Origin of the sequence: Noviherbaspirillum album, assembly GCF_035916955.1 — a bacterium.
Lineage (GTDB): Bacteria > Pseudomonadota > Gammaproteobacteria > Burkholderiales > Burkholderiaceae_D > Noviherbaspirillum > Noviherbaspirillum album.
In genome coordinates this window covers 1-13,641 of record NZ_JAWIIV010000014.1, presented here as the reverse complement: position 1 = coordinate 13,641, position 13,641 = coordinate 1, and the positions used below count along the sequence as shown (strand labels likewise).

At 62.0% G+C, this 13,641-nt stretch carries 6 protein-coding genes; 2 read left to right on the top strand and 4 right to left on the bottom strand.

Annotated features, from left to right (window positions below; translation table 11 throughout):
- Window positions 1–202: 202 nt before the first annotated feature.
- The 3 genes from tldD to RY831_RS16925 all read right to left on the bottom strand — a co-directional run bounded on the left by tldD (window position 203) and on the right by RY831_RS16925 (window position 6,840).
- Window positions 203–1,663 (bottom strand): metalloprotease TldD, encoded by a 1,461-nt coding sequence (gene tldD / locus RY831_RS16935; protein ID WP_326507559.1) that lies wholly within the window; start codon window positions 1,661–1,663, stop codon window positions 203–205.
- A gap of 154 nt (window positions 1,664–1,817) precedes the next feature.
- On the bottom strand, window positions 1,818–2,633 hold the full coding sequence (locus tag RY831_RS16930) for a carbon-nitrogen hydrolase family protein (protein ID WP_437126283.1): 816 nt from the start codon (window positions 2,631–2,633) through the stop codon (window positions 1,818–1,820).
- A gap of 4 nt (window positions 2,634–2,637) precedes the next feature.
- Complete coding sequence (locus RY831_RS16925; RefSeq protein WP_326507558.1) at window positions 2,638–6,840, bottom strand: YhdP family protein; 4,203 nt, start codon at window positions 6,838–6,840, stop codon at window positions 2,638–2,640.
- Window positions 6,841–7,154: 314 nt separating this feature from the next.
- Here RY831_RS16925 and glnE point away from each other — a divergent pair, with 314 nt between their 5' ends.
- Both glnE and RY831_RS16915 read left to right on the top strand, forming a co-directional pair.
- Window positions 7,155–9,896 carry a bifunctional [glutamate--ammonia ligase]-adenylyl-L-tyrosine phosphorylase/[glutamate--ammonia-ligase] adenylyltransferase gene (glnE, locus tag RY831_RS16920; protein ID WP_326507557.1) on the top strand — a complete coding sequence of 914 codons (2,742 nt, stop codon included), beginning with the start codon at window positions 7,155–7,157 and terminating at the stop codon, window positions 9,894–9,896.
- Between the two features lie 64 nt (window positions 9,897–9,960).
- Window positions 9,961–10,248, top strand: coding sequence for a cupin domain-containing protein (locus tag RY831_RS16915; RefSeq protein WP_326507556.1), 288 nt, complete (start codon window positions 9,961–9,963; stop codon window positions 10,246–10,248).
- Between the two features lie 30 nt (window positions 10,249–10,278).
- On the opposite strand, the gene RY831_RS16910 is transcribed toward RY831_RS16915, so the two are convergent.
- Window positions 10,279–13,257 carry a hybrid sensor histidine kinase/response regulator gene (locus RY831_RS16910; protein ID WP_326507555.1) on the bottom strand — a complete coding sequence of 993 codons (2,979 nt, stop codon included), beginning with the start codon at window positions 13,255–13,257 and terminating at the stop codon, window positions 10,279–10,281.
- Between the last annotated feature and the right edge of the window lie 384 nt (window positions 13,258–13,641).

Here is a 13,641-nt window from a genome sequence, read left to right as displayed (position 1 = left end):
TCCGCATTCGTGGCAAGCCTGGCTGCCCATCCACTCCGAAAGCGTAAGGAGCTGAATGCGGAGGATTAGGCAGTAATAAAAAAACGCGATGCCGAAGGACCCGGCATCGCGTTTTTTCATGAGTGCATCTGCTGAGCTTGCTGAGCCTGCTGCAGTCGCTGGAATTGTTATGTCAGTTGCGTAACGCGGCGAGCCCCGAACCTCAGGCAGTGCCGCCCACGGTCATGCCGTCGATGCGCAACGTCGGCTGTCCGACGCCCACCGGAACGCTTTGGCCTTCCTTGCCGCATACGCCGATGCCGCTGTCGAGTCGCATGTCGTTGCCGATCATGCTCACGCGGTTAAGGACTTCCGGACCGTTGCCGATCAGGGTTGCGCCCTTGACGGGATAACTGATCTTGCCGTCTTCGATCATGTAGGCTTCGCTCGCCGAAAACACGAACTTGCCGTTGGTGATATCGACCTGGCCGCCGCCGAAGTTGACCGCATACAGGCCATTCTTTACGGAAGCGATGATCTCCTGCGGATCCTTGTCGCCGCCGAGCATGTAGGTGTTGGTCATGCGCGGCATCGGCAGGTGCGCATAGGATTCGCGCCGCGCATTGCCGGTGACGGGCATGTTCATCAGCCGCGCATTCATGGTGTCCTGGATATATCCTTTCAGGATGCCGTCTTCGATCAGCGTGGTGCACTGCGTCGGATTGCCTTCGTCGTCGATGTTGAGCGAACCGCGGCGATCGGCGATGGTGCCGTCGTCGACCACTGTCACGCCCTTGGCGGCAACGCGTTCGCCGATGCGGCCCGAGAAAGTGCTTGAGCCCTTGCGGTTGAAGTCGCCTTCCAGTCCGTGGCCGATGGCTTCATGCAGCAGCACGCCGGGCCAGCCGGATCCGAGCACGACGGTCATCGGACCCGCCGGCGCCGGACGCGCATCGAGATTGACGATCGCGGTGGCGACAGCTTCGGCCGCATATTTCTCCAGCAGTTCATCGCTGAAATAGGCATAGTCGTAACGCCCGCCGCCGCCGCTGGAGCCGACTTCGCGGCGGCCGTTCTGCTCGGCGATCACGGTGACGGAGATGCGCACCAGCGGCCGGATGTCGGCGGCGAGCACGCCGTCGCTGCGCATGACCAGCACAACATCGTATTCGCCGGCCAGGCCCGCCATGACCTGGACCACGCGAGGATCCTTGGCGCGCGCGATGCGTTCTATCCTTTCGAGCAGCTTCACCTTTTCGGTGGCGTCGAGCGAATTCAGGGGATCGTTCGGCAGGTAGAGCGAACGTCCGCCCACCGGTTGAACCGAGGACGCCACTTTCACCTTGCCGGCACCCTGGCGGGCGATGGTCCGCGTGGCCGCCGCCGCGTCAAGCAGCGCACGCTCGGAAATCTCGTCGGAATAGGAAAATGCAGTCTTGTCGCCGGACACCGCGCGCACGCCGACCCCCTGGTCGATCGAGAAACTGCCGGTCTTGACGATGCCTTCCTCCAGGCTCCAGCCTTCGTTCTTGGTGAACTGGAAGTACAGGTCGGCATAGTCGACCCGATGGGTGAAGATGGCGTCGAGGGTCTTGACCAGCTGGGATTCGTCGAGGCCAAAGGGCGTCAGCAGCACGTCGCGGGCAATGGCGAGCGATTGGAGATTGGGTTCGAATAGCTTCATGATGTCCTTCCGGGGGCATGCAATCTCAAGGACTGCAGCGGTTTTCGATTGCGTAGATTGTAGTGCATCTGCCGCCGGCGGGTGGCGGGGCAGTGCATGAAAGGCGGGCGCCGCGCCGCACTGCGGATTACCGGTCCGCTTATCCGCCGCTTAGCTACAGCTTGCGATGCCTGAGCGCCGGCAGGCTGGCACGGACCCGCTGCAATTGCTCGGGATCAAGCTCGCCGATCACCACGCCTTCGCCTTCCGGCAGCACGGAGACCACCTCGCCCCAGGGATCGACCAGCATGCTGTGCCCCCAGGTACGGCGCCCGTTGGGATGCTTGCCGCCTTGCGCCGAAGCCAGCACATAGCACTGGTTCTCGATGGCGCGGGCGCGCAGCAGGATTTCCCAGTGCGCCTGCCCGGTCGTATGGGTGAATGCGGCGGGCATGACGATGAGCGCGCAGTCGCCCATGGCGCGGTAGAGCTCGGGGAAGCGCAGGTCGTAGCAGACCGAAAGTCCGACCTTGCCGAAAGGTGCTTCGAAGCTGCGCACGCTGTCGCCGTGCACGATGGTGCGAGCTTCGTCATACGACTCCTCGCCTTTAGTGAAACTGAACAGGTGGATCTTGTCGTACCGCATCGCATGCCGGCCTTGCGGGTCGTAGACCATCAACGTGTTCATTACCTTGCCGGATTCCTGCGCCGCGAGGGGCAAGGTCCCGCCCACCAGCCATATGCCATGCTCGCGGGCCAGCTCGGACATGCATTGCTGGATCGGGCCGGAACCGGGCTCCTCCGCATGCGCCAGCTTGTCGCTTTCCTTCATCCCCATGATCGGCCAGTATTCAGGGAGCAGAACCAGCCCTGCACCCTGCCCAGCCGCCTGTGCGACGAGGCGGCTGGCGCTGGCGAGGTTTTCCTCGACCGCGGGAGTGGATACCATCTGTATCGCGGCAATCTTCATCGCTTGCTTCAATTGTGTCATCGCATCACCCATTGGGACCGGATTGATTGGCAGCCTCGCCGCTCGGCACGGCGGGCTTGCGCAGCAGCTTGGTGACGACCGGGTCCTTCCACGGCCCCGTCACCTGGTATTCGAAGGTAAATGCCCTCATCAGCGGCTCGCGAAGGAAGAGCTGGGCAAGGAAGGTGCCCACCCCGATCACCGGATTGACCGCCAAGCCGTAGACCACCGAGGCGGCGCCTACATTGATTTCGGGAATTACCACGACGTGAAGATCCTGCGCTTCGCGTGCGATGTCTGCCGTGCCATCGATCAAGACCGTGGCGGCCACGCCGCGCATCTTGAAATTGTCGGTGTGGGCAACGCCCTGCGCGATCTCTGCGCTGGCCGTCACACTGTCGAACGCGAATCCTTCGGAAAAGACGTCGCGGAAGTCGAGCGCAAGGCGGCGCGGCAGCGACTGCAGGCTAAGCACGCCGAGCAGCTTGGCGGCGCTCGGATCGACCTTCAGGAACTGTCCCGAGGCGATCTGCAACTGGATCTGACCGTTCATCGAGGGGATATCGAATGCAAAGGGCGATCCGGTCCAGCTGATGTCGCCCTTCATTTCCCCCTTGCCGCCACGCAGCACATGCTGGAAGCCGAAGCGCTCCAGCAGCTTGCCGGCATCCGCGATATTGAGGGTGTATGCCAGAGTCGACAGGTTTTCCCCGTTGCGGCTGCTCCATTTACCTGAGGCCTTCAGCTCTCCATCGCTGTTGGTTAGGGACAGCTTGTTGATACGCCATTCCCGGTTGCCGGAGACCCGCGCATTCTGTGCGACGACTTCCAGCTGTCCGAATTTCTTGCCGAACAGTTCGAAATTTTCCGCGACGATGTCGATCGCCGGCAACTGGGTAGCGGTGCTCTTGCCTTCGATCAGGTCATTGACATCCGACGCCGCCGACTTGGGAATGATCAGGGAGGCCAGGCGCGCGGTCACGCGTCCCAGGCTGCGGCCGAAGCGCGGCTCGCTCCAGGACAGGTAACCCGATGCCTGTTCGGAATCGATATTGGCCTGCCAAAAGCCGTCCTGATGCGAAGCGCCGACCACGACATTGTCGAGCTTGCGGTCCATGATGATCAGTTCCGTCGTGCGCGCAGCCAGCACTTGGGGATCGATGTACTGCTCGATGTCGAGGGAATCGCCCTGTTTGACGGCATCGCCGGGCTGGGCTGAAGCTGCGGACGGCCCCGGCGAAACGGTAGCCATGGTGCGCCGCCACGCATCGATATCCAGCGACTTGAGGCTGACGTTGACGATCAAACCGTCATCAGGCAGCGGTGCGGGCACATTCACGCCGATGCCTCCGCGAACCACGCGCCACGCCGCGTCCTTGTCGGCCCTCTTTTCCCGTTCATAGCGGGCGGAGATGGTCGATCCGAGTGCCAGCTTCATTTCATCGCGCACCACCGCGGCGTCGCCGGATGGCACGCCGGCGAGTTCGAAGCGGAAGGGCTGGCTTTCATTGGCCTCCTTGCGCAAGGGTGCCGGGAAGTCGAGTCCGATGCCTGCAAGGTTGGATTCGACGATGATCTCCGGCGCCTTGTTCTTCACCCTGATGGAGGTACTGTACCGGGTGCTGCCGCTGATGCGCGCGAGCGCGCCCTGCATGGCCGGCGCCCCATAGGTCTTCCTGATGCCGTCGGCGGAAAGCGTCCCTTCCCCCCTGACCAGGATAGAGCCGTCGCGCTGGCTGCCGCCGGACACGGTGACGGGTCCGCCGAGGAAGTTGGACCTGATGCCGGCCAGGCTGAAGCCTTTCTCGTGAAACTCCAGCTTGCCCTGGGTATTCTGCAGCGGCGGCAGCGCACTCATCAGGGTGATGTTATTGCCGGCGAACTGCAGGCTGCCCTTGACCTTGGCATCGCGCATGTTATTCAGCGGGATCTGCAGCTTCAGCGCCAGGCTGGCGTTGCCGCTGGCTTTCGTCTCGTCGGTAAAGTGATCTATCCAGTTCGCCACCGGGCTGTCGTTGGTGAAGCGCAGGAAATTTTCGAACGGACCGGCCGCGCCGCCATTCACTTCCAGCACCATGTCGTGCCTGGAAAGATCCGGAATGACCGCCTTCACCTGCGCCAGGCGCATGCCCGATGTCTGGGCCTTGTCGGCCGTGATTTCCATGCGCGCCCGGTCGAACGCGATGAATCCGTCGATATCGTGAATCACCGGCCATAGAGGCGTCTTGCCATCCTTGGCAAACATGTCGGGTGCGTAATTCAGTGTCCCGTTTTCAATCTTGCCGGTGATCTTGAACTCGCCTTTCGGCTTGTCGCCGGCCGCCTGCTGCTGAAAGGGGAATTGCGCAAGGTCGCCCTTGAGCTTGAGCCGCACGTCATTGACGGTACCGCCGGCAAGGGCGCCGGCCAGCCAGGAATGCAGCGATTCCGGCGTCTGCAACGGCAGGTAGCGGCCGATATCCTTCAGTTCGAGTCTATTCAGCTTGCCGCTGAGTTCCACCGTGCCGGGTGACTTTTCTTTCTGGCGGGACAGCGGCATCAGGTGCTTGCCGCTGAACGAACCGACCAGCTTGTCCTGCACGAAATCCACCTTCTGCACGTCCATCAGCAGGCGATTATTGCTCTGGAACGACCAGCTGGCCTGCATGTCCAGGCGATCGAAGGGAATCTCCGGCTTGGCGAAGTAGCCGGGCAGCTGCAGCTGCAAGCGGCTGGATGCCAGCTCGAATGAACCGCCCCGTTCGGTGGCATCGATCCGCCCGGTCAGGTTCTCGAAGCCGGGGATCGCCGGTATCGCGGCCTGCGCCGGCGCGGCGGCAGTCTTTGGCCTGGCTTCGCGCGCAGGCTGGGGCTTGAGCGACAGCCCCGCGAAATCGCCCTTGACGCTATATGCGGAGATCTCCGGATAGCTGCCCTGCCATTGCGCGGAAAAGTCCTTGAGAATGCCGCGCGGTTCGAGGTCGGCCAGGATCTTGCGCTGATCTTCGGGCAAGGGCAGGCGTTCAACGAAACCGGCAATGATCTTCAGGTCCAGCAGCTTTGCCGCAAACTCGGTTCGAGCAGGCCTGCCGGCGCTTGCCGGCAGATAGCGTTCGCTGATCGTGGTGCGCGGCAAAAATACGCCGTCATCGGTCTGCAGCGAGAAGTCGGTCAGGGAAATCGCATGGCCGTACTGCCCGAAAGTGGGCTTGCCGTCCTGTGCCTGCGCATTGAACTGTTCGCTCACCGAAATGCGGCCGTCGGCTTTCACCAGCTTCAGTGGTTCGAGATCGTGACGCAACCGGGCCGATACATTGGACAGGGTAAGGTCGGCTGTGAAATTAGCCAGCCGGGCTCGATCAAAATCCAGCCAGGCGCGGACCGAGCCCTTGCCATGTTGCATGTCGATCGGATAATCGACATAGGTTTTCCATGCGGCCAGATCGGTGTCGCGCAGGTCGGCATACAACTGTCCCGTCCACATCGCCGGGTTGGAAATGCTGCGCGCAAAATGCGGATGTTCGAACACGCCGCGCACATCGAGCGGCGTGGCCAGGGCGGGCGGCGGTGTCGCCTTCAGTGCGAACCGATGGCTCCGCCATTGACTGCGCAGCACGAAATCGACATTGTCGAGCGGCAGTTCGGGCGCGGCGCGCAGCTCATCCGTCCAGCGCACCTTGCCGCCGCGGATGACGATATGGTGCTGCGACAGCACCCAGTCCGCGCCCCGGCTGCCGCCTTTCGCATCGCTTGCGACAGGAATGCCGGCGACGTGAATCCGCCCTTCGCCGTCGCGCCGGATTTCCAGGTCGGGATTGGATACCAGCAGCTGATCCAGGCGCAAATCGCCTACCACCAGCGTCAGCCAGGACAGCCGGGCCGATACTTCGGGCAAGGTCAGGGCGGCATTGCCTGCCTTGTCATGGATGACCAGCCTGTCGATCGCCAGCTGCGGGTGCAGCCCCGACCAGGATGCGTTGATGCTTCCGATCGATACCTGGTTGCCGATCGCGCGCGAAGCCATGCGTTCGACTTCCGGCTTGTAGGCGTCGATATTGGGAAGAACCACATAGCGCAGACCGAGAATGAGCGCGCAGAAGAGGAAATAGATGACGAGAGCGGTCTTGAGCAGAGCACCCAATGCGTGATGGGTCAGGGCATTGGCGATTCGATAACATTTCCTGGTCGCTTGCCAGCACTGGCCCAAGGCTGTCCTGGAAGGCGGGGGAATGTTTGGATCGATCGACATCAATGATAAGAGCCAGCGGCGTAAAATAAAAAACAGCTTCGGAACGAACAAGCGATGCCGTTCCGCATCCCGCACCGCATGGCGCCCAGCCCCCTGCATGCAGGAGCCCGGCCGGTGAAGAGCGAGGGAGCGTCGATGCCGCTTGCCGCCCGGTACGCATGAATCGGATTGCAAGGCATATGTTCGCACGGATATCATCTGACAGCCATGGGCATCCATGACCGGCCATGGGCGATAATGCGGCAACTTCCCCTGCAGTCAATGCAGCCTGATAACCTGGCCTCCTACCCCGGCCCCAGACGACTCCTCATACCGTGACTCCCTCCCTTTTGACCACCGACGTTGCTTCCAGGTTCTATTCCAGATGGCTGAATGCCGATCCGGTTCGTGCAGGCATGGTCGCGGAGCTTGCCGAATTATCCATGAGCCCGGAGCTTTTTGCTCGCCTTTTACAAAAGGAAACAGCGGCCGGCATGCCCTTGCCGCGGGCAATGCGGCGCGTGCGCAACCTGGTGGTAGCCACCCTGATCGAGCGCGACCTGAGCGGGCGAGCCGACCTGGCCGAAGTGCTGGCTACCATCAGTGCCTTCGCCGACTTCGTGGTGCAGACGCACCTGCGGGAACTCACGGCCGAATTGCAGCAGATGCACGGCGTGCCGACCGGCGCGGAGTCCGGCCAGCCGCAGGAAATGATCGTGCTGGGCATGGGAAAGCTGGGCGGCCATGAACTGAACGTCTCGTCCGACATCGACCTGATCTTCATCTACCCGGAAAACGGCGAGACGCAAGTCGGTTCGGCCGAACAGCGGCAGCTCTCGAACCATGAATTCTTTATCAAGCTCGGCAAGAAACTGATCGGCGCCATCTCCGAGATCGCCGAAGACGGCTTCAGCTTCCGGGTCGACATGGCACTGCGTCCGAACGGCGCCTCCGGACCGCTCGCCGCCAGCCTGGCGATGGTCGAAGAATACCTGCTGGTGCAGGGCCGGGAATGGGAACGCTACGCATGGGTCAAGGCACGGGCGATCACGGGCAACGCGGAAGACATCGCGGCGCTGGAACAGATCGTGCGCCCTTTCGTGTACCGGCGCTATCTCGACTTCGGCGCCATCGAGGCCTTGCGCAACATGCATGGTCAGATCCGGGCCGAGGTGAAGCGGCAGGAAGCGCGCCATCCGGGCCGCGCCAACAATGTGAAGCTCGGCCGCGGCGGCATCCGGGAAGTCGAATTCCTGGCCCAGGTCTTCCAGCTGATCCGAGGCGGCCGCGATCCCGCCTTGCGCGACCGCTCGACCCGGATCACGCTGAATACTCTTGCGGAAAAGAATCTGCTGCTGCCCGAGGAAGTGGCGCAGCTGCAGGAAGCTTATGCGTTTCTGCGCAACCTGGAACATCGCCTGCAGTATGTCGACGATGCACAGACGCACAACCTCCCGGCCGGCGAAGAAGACCAGCTGCGCATTGCGCAGATGATGGGTTACGCGGATACCGAGTCGATGCTGGCGCAGCTCGATGCCCACCGCGCCGTGGTCGCCGGACAGTTCGATGCCATATTCGCCGACAAGAGCTGCGGCGCTTCGGCCACGCCGGAGAGCGAGCAGTCGATTTCAGTCACGCAGTCGCTGACCGAGCCCGATGGCGGCGACGCCATTCGGGCGCACCTGAACACGCTCGGTTTCGAGGACCCGGCGTCCGCCTCGAAGCGCCTGCAGGCAACGGCCCAGTCGCCGCGGCTGCAGTCGCTCCCGGAGACCAGCAGGGGCAAGCTGATGGCGCTTGTCAATGCGGCCCTGCCCCTGATCGCGGCCACCGCCAATTCGCGCAACGAAACCCTCGGCCGACTGCTCGATTTTCTCGAAACCATCGCGCGCCGCGCCGCCTACCTTGCGCTGCTGACCGAATATCCGACCACGCTGGGCCGCGTCATCCGCATGATGAATGCGAGCGACTGGGCTGCGAAATATCTCACCCAGCACCCCATCCTGCTCGACGAGCTGCTCGATGACCGCAGCCTCAACGCCGCCCCCGACTGGTCGGCGTTCCAGCAGGAAGTGCAGCGCCAGCTTGCGGCGGCCGAAGACGACACCGAGCTGCAGATGAACGTGCTGCGCGACCTGCACCACGCCCAGCTGTTCCGCCTGCTGGCACAGGACCTGGAAGGCGCGCTGACCGTCGAGCGCCTGGCCGATCATCTGTCATCGCTGGCGGACATCCTGGTGGAGGCCACGATCGGCGCGGTATGGAAATCCATTCACAACCGCCATCGCGAAGTGCCGCGTTTTGCCGTGATCGCCTATGGAAAACTGGGCGGCAAGGAACTGGGATACGCATCCGACCTCGACGTGATCTTCCTGTTCGACGACGACGACCAGGAAGCGCCCGCCCTGTATGCGAGGCTGGCGCAGCGCTTCATTACCTGGATGACCAGCCATACGCCGTCTGGCATTTTGTTCGACATCGACGTGGCGCTGCGCCCGGACGGCGCCAGCGGCCTGATGGTGTCCCGTGTGGCCGCTTTCGAGAAATACCAGCTAGGGAGTGCGTGGGTTTGGGAACACCAGGCGCTTACCCGCGCGCGCTTCTGCGCCGGCGATGCGGAGATCGGCAGCCGCTTCGAGACCATCCGCGAGAACGTGCTGCGCCAGCCGCGCGACGAGAACAAGCTTCGGCGCGAAGTGGCGGCCATGCGCAAGAAACTGCATGACGCGCATCCCAACCGTTCCGAGCAGTTCGACCTCAAGCACGACGCCGGTGGCATGATCGACATCGAGTTCATCGTCCAGTATCTGGTGCTGTGCAATGCCGCCGCCTACCCGCAGCTGACGGCGGACATCGGCAACATCGCACTGCTCAAGCTGTGCGCCGAGCTGGAACTGATCGACAAGACGCTGGCCGGCGACGTTGCCGACGCCTACCGCAAGTTGCGCAAGCTGCAGCACCAGATCCGGCTGCAGGGACATGAGCGCGCGCGGGTCGATGCCGAGAAAGTCCAGCTGGAGGCGGCACGCGTAAGGGAACTGTGGGCGGCAACGCTGGGCCGCAGCCAGGAAACGTGATGCGGCCGGCCAGCCGGATCCGGCGCGTCTTGCGCAATCTTTCATATACCTGACAGGAAGCGAAATGGAACGCGCGGACTTTCTCAGTCTTCTTTCCGATGAAGGCTATTCGGAAGTGGCCACCGTCGAACGTGAAGCGCACGGATCGATCGATTTGCACGCCCATCCGTTCGAAGCGAAGGCTCTCATTCTCAATGGCGAGATACGCTTGCGGATCGGCGAAGCGGAGCAGGTGTTCCGGGCCGGGGAAGTATTCCACCTGCGCGCCAACGAGCCGCATCGGGAGAGTTACGGCCCCGATGGTGTGATTTATCTCGTCGGGCGAAAAAACTCGGCGGTCACGCCTTCGTAGACGCCCTGACCGCTAGCGGACCTGATCGAATCATTGCTCCAGCAAGCGTGCAAGTTTGCCCAGGTCGACCGGCTTGACGAAATAATGATCGAAGCCGGCGGCCATCGCGGCTTGCCGGTCCTGTTCCTGTCCATAGCCGGTGACTGCGATCAGCAAGGCTTCGGCGGTCTCCTTGCGGCCCTTCAGCATTCCCGCAAGTTGATTGCCGTCGATCTCGGGCAAACCGATATCGAGAATGCAGATCTCCGGAGTTTCCCGTTGCGCCCGTTCGAACGCCTGCTGCGATGTTTGCTCGGTAATGACTTCATGGCCCTGGGCGGAGAGATACATCGCGAGCATGCGAGCCGCATCCTCATTGTCGTCCACAAGCAGGATGCGCCGCTTCCGGACTGGTGCGGTTGATTGTGCTGCATCCTTGCCGTCCCCTTTTGGCTGGCCGCACGCCAGCCTCGGCAGGCTGATGGTAAATTCGCTGCCCTTGCCCAATCCTTCACTGCTGCAGGTGACGCTGCCGCCATGCAATTCAGTCAGGCTGCGAACCAGCGCCAGGCCGATGCCCAAACCGCCCTGCGAACGGTCGGCGGTGCGGTCGGCCTGGGTAAAGAGGTCGAATATCCGGGCCTGCATCTCGGGCGCAATGCCGATGCCGTCGTCCCGCACCGCAAGCGACACCGTCGCGCCATCACTCTGCGCCGAGAGATGAATCCTGCCGCCTTCCGGCGTATATTTGGCGGCATTGTTGAGCAGGTTGGTAAGAATCTGCACCAGCCGCTTCCGGTCGCCCATGACATGCGCCGGACCGGCGGCAATGTCTTGCGTCAGGTGATGGCGCTTTGCCTCGACCAGGGGCATGACCTGTTCGATGGCATCGGCGACGATGCCTTTCACATCCTGCGGAGTCTTCGTGATTGAGGTCAGGCCGCGCGTTACCCTGGACACATCCAGCAGATCGTCCACCAGTTCGGTCAGGTGCTTCACCTGGCGGCTGATGATACGGCTGGTATCCTTGAGTCGCTTACCGTCGAGCTGCACCATGTCCATGAGCTCGGCCGCCGCGCTGATAGGCGCGAGCGGATTGCGCAGTTCATGCGCGAGCATCGCCAGGAACTCGTCCTTGCGCTGGTTGGCTTCGCGCAATGCCGCTTCATTCTGCCTGCTTTCCGTCACGTCGCGGGTCGTGCCGGCAATTGCCTCGACCTCGCCGTCCGGCCCAAGCACCGGCACGAAAATGTAATCGTAGATGCGCCGGCCGAAGGTTCCGTGGAAGGGAACATCGCCGCGTATCGGCTTGCGTGTCGCCTTGACCTGCTCGATTTCGCGGTCATGCATTTCCGCATGCCAGGGTTCATAGCCCAGCTCGAGGCAATTCTTGCCAATGGCTTCATTCCAAGTCTTGCCCCACATCTTGAGCAGCACTTCGTTGGCATAGATGAATCGATGATCGAGATCGAAGACATAGGCCAGATCGGGACTGTTCGCCAGAAAGGTTTCATAGAGGCGGCGGCGGCGCTCCGACTCGTCAACCACTCTTGCGAGTTCCTGTTCGACCTTCTTCTGTTCGCTGATGTCGCGGTAGATGACGGCTATCCCGTCGTCGTGCGGATAGGCCGAGACGTCGAACCAGGTAATGCGTCCGAAATAGTCGTAGCAATGCGTGAACCTGGCGGGAACCCGTTCACTCATGACGCGCCGCAATTCCCTTCCTACCTGCAGGTTATAGGTATCCGGCCACAATTCCCAATGGGTGCGGCCGAGAAGCTCCGATAGCGGACGGCCATCCATCCGCAAGCCCTCGGAGTTGATATGCAACACGCGGAATGCAGCGTCGAACATGATGAAGCCATCCTTCATCGTCTCCAGGATCTTGTGGCTGCGCTGCTGCTCCAGGTGAAGCCGGCTTTCCGCCTGCTCCCGTTCGACGACGAGGGCGATCTGGCCCAGGCAGATATCGCTGATCCGCAGTTCACGCGCCTCCGGGCGGCGCGGTGCATCGAAGTACACGCTGAGCACGCCCAGCGGTTCGCCGCTGCGGGTATAGAACGGCGAACTGTATAGTGCCCGAATGCCTTCGTCTCTTGCGAACTGGCGGTAATCCGCATAAATCGGATCGGTTTCGGTGTCGGCGATGATGATGCGCTCGCGAGTTTCGAATGCGGTACCGCAAGCCCCCTTGCCCAGCGGGACACAGGCAAGCAGCGCGTTGGCATCGGCGCCGAGACCGATGCTGGCCGCCGTGACAAGGGCATTGCGCTTGGGATCATGCAGGGAAATGACACCCTTGCCGGACCGGTGCAGATCGGCGATGGTTTTCAGGATGACTTCGAACTGCGCCTGCCTGGTTCGTGCCTGCAGCAATTCGCAGCTCATGGCATGCAATCGCTGCCAATCCAGGATCTGAACCGCCAGGTCGGCCCGGGACTTTTCCAGCGCCGCATCGATGCGGTCGCGTTCGGAGGCCAACGCGGCCTCGGCCTGCTTCCGTACCTGGACCTCTTCGGAGAGTTCCTCGTTCAGCCGCCGCAGGCTTTCCTTGTTGAGATGGTCCTTCGTGACATCGTTGCAGATGACGAGTACGCCATGCACCCCGGTTTCATCTTCGATCGGGCTGTAACCGTAAGTCCACCACACGTTTTCCTGCCTGCCGTTACGTGTGAGAGGAACGAGCGCATCCTCATGCCAGGTGGCGCCCCTACCGGACATGACCAGCTCGATTTCAGGTCCGATGATGTCCCATACCTCCGCCCAGCATTCCCGCCCGGGCTGGCCCAATGCCGACGGATGACGCTCCCTCCCCATGGTCGCGCGATAGGCATCGTTATAGAATTGCAGCAGATCCGGGCCCCACCAGATAAACATCGGATGATTGGACGTGAGAAGCAGGCGGATCGTGGACTTGAGCAGGGACGGCCAGGTGTCCGGAGGGCCAAGCGGCGTCGCGCTCCAGTCGTGGGCGCGCATCAGGGCGCCCATTTCTCCGCCTCCGGAGAGAAAATCGGATGGGGACTTCACGGGTCTGCCTGCAAGTACATGAGTCACAATGAGCGTCTTTCGCCTGGAATCAATTTAACCACCGAACCACCGAACCGATTGAACCGCATGAAACCCCATCAGCTTGATGTGAAGCAGCAGGAATTGTAACTGCAGACTGCAACAATATGCGACGTGCGCCTGCGACCCGGGACTTGCGGTCCAATCGGTTCATGGCGGGTTTTCAGGCACGCGTCCAAAAAAAAGCCCCGCGGGCAGCGGGGCAATTTTCAGCAGCGTATAGCTGACTGACTTCAGAGCTGAGCGGCGCTTATTTCGCCGACATCAGCGCCATGGTGGTGTCGAGCATGCGGTTGGAGAAGCCCCACTCGTTGTCGTACCAGGATGAAACTTTCACCAGGCGGC